The sequence below is a fragment of the Paenarthrobacter ilicis genome, from assembly GCF_016907545.1.
GTDB lineage: Bacteria > Actinomycetota > Actinomycetes > Actinomycetales > Micrococcaceae > Arthrobacter > Arthrobacter ilicis.
In genome coordinates, this window is the sequence record NZ_JAFBCD010000001.1 from 1,227,923 (window position 1) to 1,245,018 (window position 17,096).

Annotated in this window: 13 protein-coding genes; 8 read left to right on the top strand and 5 right to left on the bottom strand. The window is 63.8% G+C overall.

The genetic code is table 11. The annotated features are described in order from the left end of the window. Positions 1 to 33: 33 nt before the first annotated feature. Together JOE60_RS05750 and JOE60_RS05755 are read right to left on the bottom strand one after the other, a co-directional pair. Positions 34 to 1,863: an AMP-dependent synthetase/ligase gene (locus JOE60_RS05750; RefSeq protein ID WP_167264679.1), complete on the bottom strand. Its 1,830-nt coding sequence runs from the start codon at positions 1,861 to 1,863 to the stop codon at positions 34 to 36. Positions 1,864 to 1,873: 10 nt separating this feature from the next. Then, positions 1,874 to 3,688 carry a phospholipid carrier-dependent glycosyltransferase gene (locus tag JOE60_RS05755; RefSeq protein ID WP_167264680.1) on the bottom strand — a complete coding sequence of 605 codons (1,815 nt, stop codon included), beginning with the start codon at positions 3,686 to 3,688 and terminating at the stop codon, positions 1,874 to 1,876. Positions 3,689 to 3,813: 125 nt separating this feature from the next. Between JOE60_RS05755 and rsmI the strand changes: the two genes are divergently transcribed. From rsmI to JOE60_RS05775, 4 genes are all read left to right on the top strand, one after another. Further along, complete coding sequence (rsmI, locus tag JOE60_RS05760; RefSeq protein WP_167264959.1) at positions 3,814 to 4,689, top strand: 16S rRNA (cytidine(1402)-2'-O)-methyltransferase; 876 nt, start codon at positions 3,814 to 3,816, stop codon at positions 4,687 to 4,689. Between the two features lie 260 nt (positions 4,690 to 4,949). After that, positions 4,950 to 6,431, top strand: coding sequence for an NAD-dependent succinate-semialdehyde dehydrogenase (locus JOE60_RS05765; protein WP_167264681.1), 1,482 nt, complete (start codon positions 4,950 to 4,952; stop codon positions 6,429 to 6,431). 123 nt (positions 6,432 to 6,554) lie between these two features. Then, the gene (locus tag JOE60_RS05770; RefSeq protein ID WP_167264682.1) at positions 6,555 to 7,013 is read left to right on the top strand and encodes a MepB family protein; all 459 of its coding nucleotides are present in this window, start codon (positions 6,555 to 6,557) and stop codon (positions 7,011 to 7,013) included. Further along, positions 7,010 to 7,564, top strand: coding sequence for a GNAT family N-acetyltransferase (locus tag JOE60_RS05775; protein WP_167264683.1), 555 nt, complete (start codon positions 7,010 to 7,012; stop codon positions 7,562 to 7,564). The genes JOE60_RS05770 and JOE60_RS05775 overlap by 4 nt, the downstream gene beginning before the upstream one ends. 31 nt (positions 7,565 to 7,595) lie before the next feature. On the opposite strand, the gene JOE60_RS05780 is transcribed toward JOE60_RS05775, so the two are convergent. The 3 genes from JOE60_RS05780 to JOE60_RS05790 are packed head-to-tail and all read right to left on the bottom strand — an operon-like array spanning position 7,596 to position 12,657. Further along, positions 7,596 to 10,097: a transglutaminase TgpA family protein gene (locus JOE60_RS05780; protein WP_167264684.1), complete on the bottom strand. Its 2,502-nt coding sequence runs from the start codon at positions 10,095 to 10,097 to the stop codon at positions 7,596 to 7,598. After that, positions 10,094 to 11,554, bottom strand: a complete 1,461-nt coding sequence (locus JOE60_RS05785) for a DUF58 domain-containing protein (RefSeq protein ID WP_167264685.1) — start codon at positions 11,552 to 11,554, stop codon at positions 10,094 to 10,096. The genes JOE60_RS05780 and JOE60_RS05785 overlap by 4 nt, the downstream gene beginning before the upstream one ends. A gap of 14 nt (positions 11,555 to 11,568) precedes the next feature. Continuing rightward, entirely contained in the window at positions 11,569 to 12,657 is a 1,089-nt protein-coding gene (locus JOE60_RS05790) for an AAA family ATPase (protein ID WP_167264686.1), read from the bottom strand. A 171-nt stretch (positions 12,658 to 12,828) separates the two neighbouring features. On the opposite strand from JOE60_RS05790, the gene JOE60_RS05795 reads away from it, so the two are divergent. From JOE60_RS05795 to JOE60_RS05810, 4 genes are all read left to right on the top strand, one after another. Then, positions 12,829 to 13,725, top strand: a complete 897-nt coding sequence (locus JOE60_RS05795; RefSeq protein WP_167264687.1) for a TatD family hydrolase — start codon at positions 12,829 to 12,831, stop codon at positions 13,723 to 13,725. A gap of 289 nt (positions 13,726 to 14,014) precedes the next feature. Continuing rightward, on the top strand, positions 14,015 to 15,175 hold the full coding sequence (locus JOE60_RS05800) for a transglycosylase family protein (protein ID WP_167264688.1): 1,161 nt from the start codon (positions 14,015 to 14,017) through the stop codon (positions 15,173 to 15,175). 26 nt (positions 15,176 to 15,201) lie between these two features. Then, positions 15,202 to 16,083, top strand: coding sequence for a 16S rRNA (adenine(1518)-N(6)/adenine(1519)-N(6))-dimethyltransferase RsmA (rsmA, locus tag JOE60_RS05805; protein WP_167264689.1), 882 nt, complete (start codon positions 15,202 to 15,204; stop codon positions 16,081 to 16,083). Continuing rightward, positions 16,080 to 17,072 carry a 4-(cytidine 5'-diphospho)-2-C-methyl-D-erythritol kinase gene (locus tag JOE60_RS05810; RefSeq protein WP_167264690.1) on the top strand — a complete coding sequence of 331 codons (993 nt, stop codon included), beginning with the start codon at positions 16,080 to 16,082 and terminating at the stop codon, positions 17,070 to 17,072. Before rsmA ends, JOE60_RS05810 begins: the two co-directional genes overlap by 4 nt. Positions 17,073 to 17,096 lie beyond the last annotated feature (24 nt).

A 17,096-nucleotide genomic window follows, 5' to 3' on the forward strand; every position in this document is an offset into this window, starting at 1 on the left:
GGCACCTCTTCCCCGTCGGGAAGGGGTGCCATTTTATGTGGCGTACAGGCTGTCCACTACCGAGGAAAAGTCCCCTGCCACTGCACTGCGCTTCAGCTTGAGTGACGGTGTGAGGTGTCCGGATTCAACACTGAGTTCAGCCGTGATGAACGCGAACTTCCGGATCGATTCAGCCCCGGACACCAGCTTGTTGGCCTCGTCCACGGCCGTCTGCACCGCGGCCCGGATGCGGTCGTCGTTGGCCGCTTCCTTGATGGTCAGGGACGCCTTGTTGACCTCGCACCAGTCAGCCAGGCCCTCCGGATCCAGGTTCACCAACGCGGCGACGAACGGTTTTCCGTCGCCCAGCACCACGGCTTGTCCCACCAGGGGATGCTCGCGCAGCTTTTCCTCCAGTGGCCCGGGCGCAACGTTCTTGCCGCCCGCGGTCACCAGCAGGTCCTTCTTGCGGCCCGTGATGGTGAGGAAGCCGTCTTCGTCCAGCTCACCAAGGTCGCCGGTGCGGAAAAAACCATCTACGAATGCGGCCTCGTTCGCGGCATCGTTACCGTGGTAGCCCTTGAAGACGCCGATGCCTTTGACCAGGATTTCACCGTCATGGGCCACCCTGATGGTGGTTCCGGGCACGGGGATACCCACCGACCCGATCCTGGTCATGCTGGGGGTGTTGACGGTGCACGGCGCTGTGGTTTCGGTGAGTCCGTAACCTTCCAACACGGGAACGCCGGCGCCGTGGAAGAAGTGGTTGTCCCGCAGGCTCAGTGGGCTGGCCCCGGACACCGTGTAGCCCACGTGTCCGCCGAAGACTTCCCGCACCTTGGGGTATAGGAGCCTGTTGAATGTGCTGTGTTTGAGGCCCAACAGCCAGCCCGGCCCGGTTCCCTGGCCACGGGCGGCGAGGTCCACCGCCGTCGAATATTCCACGGCAGCGGCTGAAGCTGCGGAAAAAAGTGCCGATTTCCCTGACATGGCGGCCTTGTGGCCGGCACCGGCGTAGACCTTCTCGAAAATCCGGGGAACAGCCAGCAGGAACGTTGGCTTGAAAGAGCCGAGGTCCGCCATCAGGCCGCTGGCGCCTGCGCTATGGCCCAATGTGATCCCGGCGGTAAGGCAGACAACCTGCACCGCCCTGGCCAGAACATGCGCCAGCGGAAGGAACATCAGAGTCCGTGCGCCCTGCTGCATCAACAATTCAGGAAGGAAGGGAATCACGTTGCGGGCCACCAGCACAAAGTTGCCGTGGGTGATTTCGCACCCTTTGGGCTTACCAGTGGTTCCGGATGTGTACACGATCGAGGCGACGTCGGCCAGCGTGGCAGCGGAGCGCTGCCGTTCCACCTCGGCATCCATCACACCGATTCCGACGGCGGCCACGCTGGTGAGGTTGGGGGCGTCGCCGTCGTGCTCCATCCGCATGATCATCACGGGGTCCTCGCCCAACTCAGTGGACTTGTCCACAAGGTCATGCACCAGGCGGGCCTTGGCCGTGTCCTCAACAAAGATGCGCCTGGCGCCGGAATCAGCCAGGATCCATTCGATCTGGCTGGCTGAGGAGGTTTCGTAGATGGGAACCGTCACTCCACCGGCCATCCAGATGGCAAAATCCACCAGCGTCCACTCGAAGCTTGAATGGGACAGCACCGCCACCGGGTCGCCGGGATTGAGGCCCCCGGCAATCAAGCCCTTGGCCAGCGCCGTAACGTCAGCCAGGAACCGTGACGCCGTGACGTTCAGCCAGCCATTGGACGTCTTGTGGGCGTAGAGGTTGCCGAAAGGGTCCGTGGAGCATCGCTCCAGCAGAAGATCCGTGACGTTGGTTGAGGGATCGGCCTCCACCAGAAGTTCCGTGCTTGCTTCCCTCACTGTTTGCCTCCTAGATCCACGATGGCATCCACATCCTCATCCGCCACTCCTGGTAGCTGATCACTTCAGCGGTCAGTACCGGGTAGAAGAACGCCGTAGCCACAACTGCCACCACCAGCACCAAACCGACCACATACAGCCCTGAACGCCGGCGCCACGGGGGATCGCTGCTCCTGCCCAGCACCAATCCCAGAACGTACGTCAGTCCCAGCACCAGGAAGGGCTCGAAGGACACTGCGTAGAAGATGAACATGGTGCGTTCGGGGTACATGAACCATGGAAGGTAGCCGGCTGCCACCCCGGCAAGGATTGCTCCGGCGCGCCAGTCCCGGCGTCCGGCCCACCAGAAAAGCAGTATGACCAAAGCGATGGTTCCTCCCCACCACACCACGGGGTTCCCCACCGGCAGGATGGCGGAGGAGCAGGCGTCCGCCACGCAACCGGGCGTACCGGTCTTGGGGGACTGGTAGTAAAAGGAGGTGGGGCGGCCCATGATGAGCCATGTCCACGGACTCGACTCGTAGGGGTGGTCAGCGCTGAGGCCCTGATGGAACTTGTACGCTTCCAGGTGGTAGTGGGCCAGCGAACGGATGGAGTTGGGCAGCCAATCCCAGCCAGATGCAGGGTTTGTGGCTGCCCACTGGCGGTAATAGGCATCCTTGGAGAGGAACCAGCCGGTCCACGTTGCAACGTAAGTGACCGCGGCGATGGGAATGAGGGTGACGAACGCGGGGAGGCCGTCCTTGATGACCCCGGCACTGAACCAGCTGCGGATCCCGGCGATCCTGCGGGCGTTCATGTCCCACAGCACGGTCATCACGCCGAAGGCTGCTACAAAGAACAGCGCCGACCATTTGGTGCCCACAGCCAAACCCAAGCAAACACCGGCAACCAAGCGCCACCACCGCATGCCCAGCCATGGACCGGACGCGAGCTGCGTGAGGGAGGGGCGGCCTTGCGGCGAAGCAGCCGCTTGCGCGGCAAGCCGGGAAGCGAGACGACGGCGGCCGTCGTCGCGATCCAAAAGCAGGGCGCCGAAGGCGGCCAAAAGCCAGAAGGCCAGGAAAATGTCCAACAGGGACGTCCGCGACAACACCAGGTGGTGCCCATCAACAGCCAGCAGCAGCCCTGCCACCGCGCCGAGAGTGTGGGAGCGGAAAAGTTTGAGTGCAATGAGTGAGACCAGAAATACCATCAGCGTGCCGGTCAGGGCGGCGCTGAAGCGCCATCCGAAGGGGTTGTCCCCACCGAACAGCCACATCCCGAACGCGATCATCCACTTCCCGACCGGTGGGTGCACCACGTACTCGGGAGTGTTCAGCAGCACGTTGGGGTTGCCGGCATTGAACGAATCGTTGGCTTGGGCGGGCCAGCTGCGCTCGTACCCACTCTGGAGGTAGGAGTAGGCATCCTTGACGTAGTACGTCTCGTCGAAAACCAGGCTGTGGGGATTCTCGAGGCGGAAGAACCTCAGAACGCCGCCCAGGACAGCCGTAATGACAGGGATCAGCCAGAACCACAACCGCAACGACGGCGGGTAGTCGCGCCAGCTGTTCACGCCGCCGATCAGCCGGTTCCTTAAGGAGGAAACGGTAAAGGCGTCTGCCGGGCGGGCAATCCACTGGCGGTTTTCCAGGGATCGGCTGGGCGGCAGGTTGAGCGGCTTCGCAGCCGCGTCACCGCGACGTGGCGGCTGGCCACCAGCGGAAACTTCCGATTGGTTCTCTGCGGAGTCTTGGCCCTCCGCGGCGGATAGCGGTTCAGCGGACGTGGAAGGCGCCTCGGGGATGCCGGAAGCTGTGGCAGGAACGGGCGACTGGTTCACCCGCCCATGCTACCTTTCCATCCTTGAAGCGGCGGTGAGGTGCGGCGTTGCAGGGGCCACGGCATTAGGCTTGGCAGGTGGACGAACAACGCAGCACCCCGGATGAAGCTCCTGTCAGCGACGATCTGGACCAGGAGCCGTTCGATTCCGGCCCCGTAGTGGTCCCCGGAGTCGGCCGGATCGTCCTGGCCGCCACGCCCATAGGAAACGTGGGCGATGCGTCATCCCGGCTGGTGGAACTGTTGGCAACCTCTGACATTGTTGCCGCCGAGGACACGCGCCGCTTGCACCGTTTGGTCACCGCACTGGGCGTGGAGGTGAGCGGACGGGTCATCAGCTATCACGAGCACAACGAGGTAGCCAAGACCGGTGAGCTCCTTGACCACGTCCGCAACGGCAAAACCATCCTGATGGTCAGCGACGCCGGGATGCCCTCCGTCTCGGACCCGGGCTTCCGTTTGGTGGAAGGGGCCGTGTCCGCCGGATTGACTGTCACGGCAGTTCCCGGGCCGTCGGCGGTCCTCACTGCGCTGGCATTGTCCGGCCTGCCCACGGACCGGTTCTGCTTTGAGGGTTTCCTGCCACGGAAGTCCGGCGAGCGGAACTCACGTTTGGCGGATCTGGTGGATGAACGCCGGACCATGGTGTTCTTCGAGGCGCCGCACAGGCTTGAGGTGATGCTCCGTGCGCTTCACGAACGTTTCGGCCCGGAGCGCCGCGTGGCAGTTTGCCGCGAACTGACCAAGACCTACGAGGAAGTCATCCGGGGAACCCTCCGGGAACTCCTCGAGTGGGCTGAGAACAACGAGGTCAGGGGAGAGATTGCAGTTGTGGTGGGCGGTGCGCCTGAGCAGGAGCCCGGAAAGCCCGAGGACCATGTGGCTGCGGTCAACGAACTTGTTTCCCAAGGGATCCGCCTGAAAGAAGCTGTAGCCGCCGTGGCGGAGGAAGTCCGCGTCAGCAAGCGGGAGCTGTACTCGGCAGTGCTGGCGGCACGCTGATCCTGTCGGTCCTCTGCAGGAAGACGCACGGCTCTTCTGCAGGAAGACGCTCGGCTCTTCTGCAGGAAGACGCTCGGCTCTTCTGCAGGAAGACGCTCGACGCGGGCTGTGCAGCTGCACAATATCCCGCCCATTCGGCAGTGCGCAGAGGCGTAGACACTGCTTCCGGGCGGGCAGTACCGTGGCATTAATTCAAGCCACTTCCGGCAAGTAACCCCAGTGGTGCAACGCTCCAAAGCACCAAAGACGAAGGAGTCGCCATGACTGTCACAGTTGAACGCGAAAGCGAACTTCTGGCTTCCGTCCCCACCGGCCTGCTGATCAATGGCCAGTGGCGTCCCGCGGGATCAGGTAAGACCTTTGATGTTGAGGACCCCGCAACCGGCAAGATCCTGCTCAGCATCTCCGACGCCGGTGCTGAAGATGGCGCGGCCGCACTGGATGCCGCTGCTGCCGCCCAAGCCGATTGGGCACGCACCGCGCCCCGCGAACGTGGCGAAATCCTGCGTCGCGCTTTCGAGCTTGTCACTGAGCGAGCCGAGGACTTTGCCCTGCTCATGACCCTGGAAATGGGCAAGCCCCTGGCCGAAGCCCGCGGCGAAGTTACCTACGGTGCAGAGTTCCTGCGCTGGTTCTCTGAAGAAGCCGTGCGCGTATCCGGCCGCTACTCGACTGCACCTGATGGCAAGAACCGCCTCCTGGTGCAGAAGAAGCCCGTTGGCCCCTGCCTGCTGATCACCCCGTGGAACTTCCCGCTGGCCATGGCCACCCGTAAAGTAGCCCCCGCCGTCGCCGCCGGTTGCACCATGGTCCTCAAGCCGGCAAACCTCACGCCGCTCACCAGCCTGCTGTTTGCGCAGGTCATGCAGGAAGCCGGCCTCCCGGCAGGTGTCCTCAACGTCATCCAGACGTCCACAGCAGGGGCTGTCACCGGCCCGCTGATCAAGGATGACCGTCTCCGCAAGATCTCCTTCACCGGTTCCACCCCGGTGGGCCAGGCCCTGATCCGCGAAGCCGCGGACAAAGTGCTGCGCACGTCCATGGAACTGGGCGGCAACGCACCGTTCGTCGTCTTCGAGGACGCCGATCTGGACAAGGCTGTTGAAGGTGCCATCGCTGCCAAGATGCGCAACATGGGCGAGGCCTGCACCGCAGCGAACCGCTTCATTGTGCACGAGTCCATCGCCGACTCCTTCGCTGAGAAATTCGCCGCCAAGATCGGCTCCCTCACCACGGCACGCGGTACCGAGCCCGAGTCCAAGGTTGGCCCCTTGATTGATGGCAAGGCCCGCGATGGCGTTCACGCCCTTGTCACCGAAGCTCTGGAAGGTGGCGCCACGGCGGTCACCGGTGGTGCGGCCGTCGACGGTCCCGGTTACTTCTACCAGCCCACCGTCCTGAAGAACGTTGCGGAAGACTCCCGCATCCTTCAGGAAGAAATCTTCGGCCCGGTGGCCCCGATCATCACCTTCGCCACCGAAGATGATGCCGTCCGCCTGGCCAACAACACCGAGTACGGTTTGGTGGCTTACGTCTTCACCAAGGACCTGAACCGCGGCCTGCGGATCAGCGAACGCATCGAGACCGGCATGCTGGGCCTCAACGCTGGCGTTATCTCCAATGCAGCAGCTCCGTTCGGCGGCGTCAAGCAGTCCGGACTGGGCCGTGAAGGCGGTTCCGAAGGCATCGAAGAGTACCTGTACACCCAGTACGTAGGTATCGCTGACCCGTACGCCGACTAACCTCCTGCCTGTCCGCCGCTCTCGCAACAAGACCGGCTGACCACCAGGGCCCGCCTCCGGAACCGCGCGTTTCGGAGGCGGGCCCTGTTTCGTGTCCGGGCAGCCCATGAATAAGGTGTCAGAGTGAATTTTCAGTCATTTCAGCGATTCATCGGGTTTTCCAACGGCTCTGACTGTGTGCTGGCCGGCCTGCGCGTCGAAGAGCAGAACAGCGACTACGAATCCGGAATTGCGCGCCTGGGCGAGGAACACTGGCGGATCCGTACCGCGCGCATCACGCCAAAGAAACCTGGAGCCTTTGTAGCCTTATGGAAACGGGACGAGGATGGCTCCACCAGGCCCTTCACCGCCGGGGAAGCCGAGGCCGGGCTGCTGGTGTTCGTGGAGGACCAGCAGCGGTTTGGAGTATTCCGATTCACCGCTGCGGACCTCGTGGCGCTGGGCTATGTAAGCTCCGGGTTGCACCCGGGCAGGCGCGGATTCCGCGTGTATCCGGCATGGTGCACCGATCTGAATGCCCAGGCCTTACGCACCCAACGCGCGCAACTGCCCGCGTTCTCTGAGCATAGGCTGCAGACATGAGTGAACGCATCCAAGTGGCACGGCACGAAGACCTCACCGCGGGAGAGCTGGAGGCGCTGCAGGAACTTTTCGACGCCGAGTACCTGAGGGAGTTCGGTCCGTGGAACCCCGATCAGCCCTACGGCTATTCACCGGCCGACGTTCATGTGGTGACTTTCCGGGGGCAATTTCCGGTTGCCCATGTGGGCTTTCAATACCGCACGATCGCGGTGGGGGCGGACGAGGTGACGGTGGCCGGTACGGGAGGCGTGCTGGTCAGTGCAGCCTCACGCGGCTCGGGCCTTGGACGACGTGCGATGCTCCACGCACAAAAAGTGATGCGCGAGGAGACACAGACCGACTTTGGCTTCCTGGGGTGCCGCGAGGAGGTTGTGCCCTTCTACGAGGCGGCAGGGTGGGTCCGGGTCCGTGCCACTGAGCGGTCGCTGTCCCGTCGTGACCAGCGGTCCGTCATCGTCTCCCACAGCGGCCCCATCCTGATCTGTTCCGCCGGCCGTGACGCCAGCGAGTGGCCCGCAGGGGACATTGATCTCCGGGGCACGCCCTGGTGACGGATCAGTGGATACCCGTTCCTCGACGCGACTAGCGACGCTGGAGCCGCATCCGCCGCAGCGTCCGCACCCACCGCGCCAATGCCCTGGCAACCCACCCCGCCAGGTTACCCGCGGCCCTGAAAGGCGCACCCAGGGCATGGGTCCAGCGGTGCATCATCGACGGCGGCAGCCAGTCTGCGCGGAAGCGCACCAGCCAGCGGGAGTTGCTTCGCAGCGACCCGCGGACCACGGCGATGCGTTCTGCAGCGGCGTCCGGGGCCTCAACATTCCGGCCATAACGTTGCCGCTCGAAGTCCGAGGTGAGCGAGGCAACTGCCTGGTGCGCGGCGTCGTCCATTCCACCCGCTTCGCCCAGGGCTGAGCTGGACCGAAGCTTGGCTGAGAAATGACGGGGTGTTTCGCTGGTGCTGGACGGTATCCCGTAATCCGTTGCCAAGTCCTGCAGTTCATCCCATGCCAGCTGCGGAGAGGGATCGTAGCCTTCCCGGGCTTTGTCGCGCGGACGGCGATTGAGCCGGCGGCGCCTCAGGATGCTCCTGCTGAGCCGGGGCGACCAAAGGAAGACGATCAGGAGAACAATCGCTCCCGCCACGCCAGCCAGCGCAGGGTACGGGTTTTCCGACGCCGGGCCCGGCGCCGGAGTCACAACTGCCGGAACCGGGGCCGGGGTGGTCACCGGGGGAGGAGGCGTTACGGGGACGTCTTTCTCGTCCGCGTTGGTGCTGAGGTTTCCGGTGGAGGTATTTTCCGAGGCGTAGTCCGGGACGACGCCGCGCGAGGGCGTCGGCTCGAAAGGAACCCAGCCGAGGCCTTCGAAGTAAAGCTCCGGCCAGGCGTGGGCGTCCCGTGCGTCGACCTCATATTCCGGGAAGGAGCCTTGGCCCACCAAAGCAACAGATTCACCGGTCAAGCGGCCGGGAGCGTACCCCACTGCGATCCTGCTGGGAATACCTTCGGCCCGGGCCATCACTGCCATGGCTGACGCGAAGTGGACGCAGTAACCGCTTTTGACGGTCAGGAAATCAGCCAACACTGACAGGCCATTGCCGTCGTAGCCGTTCTGGACGGGCGCTTGCAGGGAATAAGTGAATTCGCCGGAGCGGAGGTAATTCTGGAGGGCCAGGGCTTTGGCGTAGTTATTGCCAGCGGAAGCAGTCAGCGAGTCAGCCGTCTGCCGCACGATATCCGGCAGGCCGTTGGGAATCCTGAGGAAGTCAGCTGAGATGCCCTTGGGGGTGGTGGGTGCCTGGGAAAGCGCCGGTCCGGTGACCTTGGGCGAGGCGGAGAAGACCACATACCGCTGGGCGCGTGTTGTGGTTTCGGTGCTCATGATGCTCAGCGTGGAAGGGTCCCACGTCCAGTTCCCGTTCAAACCGTTCACCGAGGCAGGGGCAAAGGGAGCCGGCAGGTAGGGGCTGGTGAACAGGCCAGCGTTGACCGAGGTGACAGCGTTGACCACCTCGCCCTGGACCGAATAGCCTGTCTCGATCCTGTCTGCGCCGGCCCGGCGCTGGCCCGGACGGTCGTCCGGAGCCCAGGTTTCGCCGTCGAAATTGTCGATGGTGACGGACCTCAGGTACAGCGGTGAGCTGGAACTTGTGGCGTAGGTGATGCGGCCCGAACCCACCGGATTGCGGAGGCTGTTGCCCAAAGTGATCATGGGGTTGAGCCCATTGGATGTGCCCCACGGACTCAGCCGGGAACCCTGGGGGAAAGTGCCGGTGTCAAAACCCGGAACAACCAGTGGAATCACCATGGTCAGGGCAAGTGCCAGGCCGCCGGTGACAACGGAGCGCCGGAACTGCCCCGTACCGCGGCCCGAGGCCGATTGCAGGCGGGCATCGGGGGCAAACCAGTGGCTGCACCCCAGGATGAGGAGATATCCCAGCGCCGCACCCACGAAGCCGGCGATGCCCACACTTTGCGGCTTGATGGTGGCCGGTACCACCATGATGGCGATCAGCCCTATGCCGCTGGCTGCCGGCATGGACAGGGGAACAGCCAAGGCGTCGATCAGGATGACCAGAAGCCCAAGGCTGGCGCACATGACAAAAACGATGCCTGCGTTGGGCGCAACCGGGGCGCTCTCGGACACCACCGTCTCAGCCGCTCGTTTGATCAGGCGGCCCATGGCCTCCAGCGTTCCGGTGGTGGGGATGAACCCGGCGATACTGTCCTGGCGGCAGAAGGTGAACGTCAGGACACCCGCCAGTGACACCAGAGCTCCAAAGGTGGCCAGAATGGCCTTCACGCGCAGCGCCCTCAGCCCCGCCAACGCCAAGGAGACCACCATAACCGTGGTGATGAGCGGCAAGGACCAACCCCACCCCCGCAGCACCCCGTTGAGGGACAGTGCCGCTCCCAGGACAGCCACTGCGATGGAGCCGGCCATGAGCCATGGATAGAGTCCTGGCCCTGCGGGCTGTTGGCCGGTGTACGCCACACCTTTCCGCGGCGATCCGTTACCGGGATCCTGCCCAGCGGTGCGGGCTTCCGGTCCGGCGCTCGGCCGGTGCGAGGTGGCGGTCATCGGGGGACTCCCGCTCCGCGACGGACGTCGAGGGCGGCATTGGCGACCGGCGCGTCTCCGCCCTCATCAAAGGATGCCCAGGCGGCCGCCAACGTGGTTTTGGGCGTGACCGCGGCAACCCGCCAACCACCAAGGCGCAAGATTTCCAAGGCCTCTTCGCTGCGTGACGAATCGCACATCACCAGGGCAAAGGCGTTGGCGCCGTAAGCGGCCGCCGGGCCCAGCGCCCGGGCCTCGGCAACCGTCGGTTGCCCCAGCAATGCCAGCAGCGGACCCCTGAGCCGGTGCGCTGACAACTTATCCATCAGCCGATCGTCGAAAGCCGTGTCCGAAGCCTCGGAACCCGGCACCGGTTGCCGCTGTTCGGTGCCCCGAACGTCCACCTTGCTGCCGCCGTCGTATCCTGCCCGGTGATGTTCCGCACGGAGATGCCGGGGGCCGGTCAGTTCTATGGCCGCCAGGCTCTCCGCGATGGCATTCAGGCCCCCCGCACCAGAGAACTCTTCCAGCTCCGGATCCGGCGCGGAGCGCGACCGGCAGAAGGCAGGACCACCCGAAGCATCCAAAATCCGCAGCGAGTAGTTCAGCTCAGACAAGTGCGCCGCGATGGACATCGCTGCCGTCACCATCCACTCGAAGGACACGCTGGTCACCAGATCGGAATCGTCATCACGCACCCCTGTTCCACCGGCCCCAGTACCAAAGGACGTAAACCGCTGGTCCAGGATCATGGTGGCCTCCGGAGTGGTCACCGATTCCTCCTGCCGCACCATGAGCTGGCCGTGGCGGGCAGTGGCGGCCCAGTGGACGCGCCGCATGGGATCGCCATGCCTGTACTCCCTGGTCATGACGTCGTCATCACTGGGATTGGCCCGTATGCGGGTGGCCGTCACGCCATCGTTGCCCCTGGCTCCGGCCAGGCCGGTGGAAGGAAGTTCGACGGCGGCCGGCGTCACGGTGAGGATGTCGCCGTCGTCAATGGCATGGCGGCGGAGCGATAACCCAAAGGGATCGCTGAACTCAGCGGTGACTGGTCCGATCCTGAACTGCCCCCGCTTCCCCGAACGCAGGTGGTATTCGTAGCGGCTGGTGCCCCCGGTGGCCGAACGGGCCGGAAAGCGGAAAGCCGGAGAATCGCCAAAACGGGGAGGCAATTGCTCTTCCATGACCACGTGCCCGGTGGAGAAGGAGGTCCTGGACACTGCCAGCCGGACAGTGCTGGTGCTGGCGGTCTCCACGGTGGACGGGTTGAATTCGCGATACACCTGGAACCGGGGTTTCAACACCCGGACCCCGGCCAACGCAACCAGGGGCAGAACCAACAACAGAATGGCCAAAGACAACAGATCGCGCCGGCCCATGACGTAGGCGCAACCCAGGGACAGCGCTCCCGCGGACAACAGTCCCCAGCCGCGGTTGGTAAACAAATGTTTGGGAAGGCGATCAACCAGTGCCATTGCTGTCCCGCTTCCTACGCGGAGTGACGGTCTCCGCGCCACGTACCGGGTGTCTCTTGGGCGATGGGCAGCGCGGCGAGGATGCCACGGAGGATGCTCTGCGGTGTGTCCCCGGAGCTCGCGGCCTTGCGGTCCAGGATGATCCTGTGGGCCAACACGGCCTCAGCCACGTCCACCACATCATCCGGAAGGACAAAGTCCCGTCCGTCCAGGGCCGCGGTGGCTTTGGCCGCGCGCAACAGCTGCAACAAGGAACGGGGGCTGGCGCCCAGGCGCAGGCGGGAACTCTCACGGGTGGCCCGCCCGATGGCCACCGTGTACTCCTTGATGGCTGCCGACACATATACCTGCTGGACCGCAGCAATCATGCCGGCAACATCGTGTGCCGTCACCACGGGTGTCACGTTCACCAGGGGAGAGGACGCCTGATGCGTTTCCAGCATCTCAATCTCGGCATCCTTGTCCGGATAGCCCATGGAGATCCTTGCCATGAAGCGGTCCCGCTGCGCCTCAGGCAGCGGGTAGGTGCCCTCCATCTCAATGGGGTTCTGGGTGGCAACCACCATGAAAGGGGAGCCCAGCTGGTAGGAACGGCCATCAACAGTGACCTGGTGCTCCTCCATGCACTCCAGCAACGCAGACTGGGTCTTGGCCGACGCACGGTTGATCTCGTCACCGATCACGATGTTGGCAAACACTGCACCGGGCCTGAACTCGAACTGTCGCGATGTCTGGTTGTAGATCGACACGCCTGTCACATCGGACGGCAGCAGGTCCGGCGTGAACTGGATGCGGGAAACCGTGCAATCCACCGTGCGGGCCAGGGTCTTTGCCAGCAGTGTCTTGCCAACCCCGGGCACGTCTTCAAGGAGCAGGTGCCCCTGTGCCAGCAGAACGGTCAGCGCCAGCTTTGCAGCATCCGCCTTGCCGTCGATGACTTTGTTGATCGACGCCAGGATGCGCTCGCTGGAGTCGTGGAACTTTTCGGCATCCATGGGTTGGGGCCGGTGCCCGTTATGGGCAGCGCTCTCCCGTGGCAATGGACTGTAGGCCCCACCTTGCAAGGTTGAGCTTTCTACAGTGACTTGGCGATTGGACTCCATGGATTGCCCTTCAGACGTGGCCACACAGCAGTTAACCCGCTGCTGACGGCGGCTTGTCCGTTCCAGACTACCCAGTCTTTGGTCATCGCTGACATAGTGCCGGGGGGAATTTATGTGGCAACGGGCATTTATCCCGCCGTTGCTGGACCGCGGTCCGATTAAGGTGGAACCATGTGCAATTCCCTCACGCCAGCTCCCTACCGTGCGCCAGCGGACGGCTCCCAGGCCGTCGATTCCCGGAAAGAGTACCCGCCGGCACCCGAACCATTGCCCGTGCCGGTCATGGACAACCACACCCACCTGGATTTCCGTCACGGCCTCATTGAGGTATCTGTTCGGGATGCCATGGACTCCGCCCAGGCAGTGGGCGTGCAAGGTGCGGTCCAAGTGGGTTGCGACCTCGAATCATCACGGTTTACCGTGCAGGCGGTTGAAGCGGATTCCCGCCTGCTGGGAGCGGTGGCCATCCATCCCAATGATGCACCGGTGTATGCGGATCGGGGAGAACTTGAGTCCGCGCTCGCGGAGATTGAGGAACTTGCAGGACACCCCCGGATCCGGGCCATCGGGGAAACCGGCCTGGATTTTTTCCGCACCCATGGCGAAGGCCTGGCCCACCAGCGCTACTCGTTCAGGCGGCACATCGATATCGCGAAAAGGCTGGGGCTGACGCTGCAGATCCACGACCGCGATGCGCACCATGATGTGGTTCAGGTGCTGCAGGAGGAGGGGGCACCCGAGCGCGTGGTGTTCCATTGTTTCTCCGGCGACGAGGACCTGGCCAGGATTTGCAATACCAACGGCTGGTACATGTCGTTTGCAGGAACCATGACGTTCAAGAACGCCGGCAATCTCCGCGAAGCCCTTGCCATTGCCGAGCCCTCCAGGATCCTGGTGGAAACGGATTCGCCGTTCCTGACCCCGCATCCGCACCGAGGCAAGCCAAACGCCAGCTATATGGTGCCGTATACCGTCCGGTCCATGGCGGAGGTCACGGGGGATGACTTGTCCGAGTTGTGTTCGCGCTTGGCCGAAAACACGCTCGCGGCCTACGGATCCTGGGATTAGCGGCCTCCGCGACACCCACCAACACTTGCTTTGGTGAATACCGGGTATGCACAGCCCTTGGCTGGTTTATAACAGATCGGTTACTGTGTTAAACAAATAGCCGGGGTCGGGGAAGGCCTTCGGACAGCTTGGCTGGATAATTTCCAGCTCTCAAGGTGAATGTTTTTGGCGGCATGGATGCCGGCGGCAAAGGATGGGACCAGGCTTGGGTCTGGCCTCTCTTCATTGCCGCTGGCGATCTTTCTGTGCTTTTCCCCGTGCCCGGACAGTCTGAGAGTTATGGGCAATCGTGATCAAGTTCTTCACAACGGATGGCAAGTTCAGCTTCCTCAAAGTAGGTGCCCAGCTGCTGGTAGTCGCAGCGCTGGTTGTGGGTGTGGTGGCTTTTGTTGGCAACAACAAAACGGTCACCCTCAACGTTGACGGCAAAGTGAGCTCCATCCAGACCTTCGGAGGCACCGTTGACCAAGTGGTCAAGGCAGCCAAGGTCGAGTTGAAGGACGCAGACCGCGTGTCCCCATCATTGGATTCCAAGGTTGACAACGGATCCGTGGTCAACGTGAACCTGGCCAAGGCGGTGTCGATTGAGCTTGACGGAGCCCGCAAGACCGTCAACACCACAGCCCCGGACGTTGCCGGCCTGGTCAGCGAGCTCGGCGTTGCCAGCTCCTCCCAGGTATCCGAGCCCAAGGAAGCCTCCCTGCAGGTCACGGGCTCATTCGTTTCGATCTCCACTCCCAAGACCATCAGCCTGGTGGCTGACGGCAAGGACACCAGCACCACCACGACGGCGGCCGACGTCGCCACCGTCCTGAAGGACGCCAAGATCACCGTGGGCGCCAACGACCGAGTGTCCCAGCCGGACAACGCTCCGATCGTCCAGGACATGGTCATCAAGGTCTCCCGCGTGGACACCAGCAAGACCGACCAGGCGACTGAAGAAGTTCCCTTCGACAGCGTGAAGACCGATTCCGCGGACCTGTTCAAGGGCGAAGAGAAGGTCACCCAGAAGGGTGTTCCCGGATCACTGACCAAGAACTTCAAGTTGGTCATGGTTGATGGACGCGAGGCTTCCCGCACGCTGGTTTCCAGCGATGTCACCACCAAGCCCGTCACAGAGCAGGTCAGCGTGGGAACCAAGGCCCGCCCCGTAGCCACTCCGGCCAAGGCTGCGGCTGCGACCCCCACCTCCAGCGGTCCTACCGGTGCCCCCAACGAGGCCATGTGGGACAGGATCGCCCAGTGTGAATCCGGCGGAAACTGGTCCATCAACAGCGGCAACGGCTACTACGGCGGCCTGCAGTTCTCCGGCCCCACCTGGTTGGCCAACGGCGGCGGCGCCTACGCACCCAACGCCAGCCTCGCCAGCAAGGCACAGCAGATCGACATCGCCAACCGGCTCTACGCCAAGAACGGACTGAGCGACTGGGGCTGCGCGCACGCAGCCTAAGTCCGCTCAGGCGATACGATACCAAGGTGACTGAACCGACATCCCAACCCTCCGCCGTCGCGCCTTTGCTGGGCGCCACAGATATCCGGCGGCTTGCCGAGGAAATCGGTGTACGCCCCACCAAGACCCTGGGGCAGAACTTCGTGATCGACGGCAACACGATCCGCAGGATCGTTTCCGCCGCCGCAATCGAGCCCGATGAGACCGTGCTGGAGGTAGGTCCCGGACTGGGATCCCTGACTCTGGGGCTGCTTGATGCGGCCAAAGCCGTTGTGGCGGTGGAGATCGATCCCGTCCTGGCTGCGAAGCTGCCTGAGACCGTGCGGGCCTGGCGTCCGGAGGCTGAAGAGAACTTCCACCTGGTCCTCTCCGATGCCATGAAGGTCACCGAGCTACCGGTTCAGCCGACCTCCTTGGTGGCCAACCTGCCCTACAACGTGGCCGTTCCCGTGGTGCTCCACTTGCTCCAGCACTTCCCGAGCCTGCAGCACGGCCTGGTGATGGTTCAGGATGAGGTTGCTGACCGGCTGGCCGCAACGCCCGGATCCAAGATCTACGGTGTCCCGTCAGTCAAGGCGGCCTGGTACGGCCACATGCGCAAAGCAGGCGTGATCGGCATGAACGTCTTCTGGCCTGCGCCCAAGATCCATTCAGGGTTGGTGGCTTTCACCCGACACGATCCGCCCCGGACGCACGCCACCCGCGAGCAGGTGTTTGCCGTCATCGATGCAGCCTTTGCGCAGCGCCGGAAAACCCTCCGCGCAGCACTGGCAGGGTGGGCCGGAAGCGCCGCCGAAGCCGAGCGCTGCCTGGTAGCGGCAGGCGTGGACCCCACTGCCCGCGGCGAAGTGCTGGATATTTCCGCCTACGTCAAAATCGCCGAAGCCCGTCATCCCGTGGACGCATGACGCCGGGTATCAGAAAGCCCGGCGGCCTCTCCTTCATTGGGGGCCGCTTCCACCCCCGCTCAGTACGGGTTAAGGCTCCCGGCAAAGTGAACGTCTCCCTCAGCGTGGGACCCCTGCGGTCCGATGGCTACCATTCCGTGGCCAGCGTCTACCTGGCGGTGTCCTTGTATGAGGAAGTGACGGCCACCAGCACCGAAAACGATGGAATCACCGTCAGCATCAGCCCTGACAGCACGCTGGACCTCGACGGCGTCGACATCCCTTTGGATGAACGGAACCTGGCCTACAAAGCTGCCGCCATCATGGCGGAAGTGTCCGAGAAGTCGACGGGCGTGCACCTTGAGATCACCAAGAGGGTGCCCGTTGCCGGCGGGATGGGCGGCGGCTCCGCTGATGCCGCAGCCACCCTGCTTGCCTGTGATGCCCTCTGGGACAGTGGGCTGTCCCGCGAGGAATTGGCCCATCTGGCCGCCGAGCTGGGCGCCGACGTACCGTTTTCGCTCTTGGGCGGAACGGCAGTAGGACTGGGTGTCGGAGACAAACTATCGCCGGCATTGGCCAAAGCGCAGACGGACTGGGTCCTGGTGTTCGCCGATTACGGGCTTTCGACGCCGGACGTCTTCAGGACCCTGGACGGTCTCCGCGACTCCGAAGGTGCACAGATCGCCGAGCCGGTGGACGTTGACCCCGCCATCTTGCAGGCGTTGCGCAACGGTGATCCCGAAACCCTCAGCCGTGTACTGATCAATGACCTCCAGCGCGCCTCCATCACCTTGGCGCCGCAGCTCCGCGACACCATCGGGCTGGGTGAAGCCCGTGGCGCCCTGGCCGGCATGGTGTCCGGATCCGGGCCCACGGTGGCCCTGCTTGCCCGGGATTCCGTGGCAGCAAGCGTCCTTGCCGAGGAGCTCAGCCACCGGGGTCACACCGCTTTGGCTGTCCACGGCCCCGTGCCCGGCGCCCGGATCATCTCCGATACCCTCCTGTAGTACCCCTCCCCATCCTTACCCCGC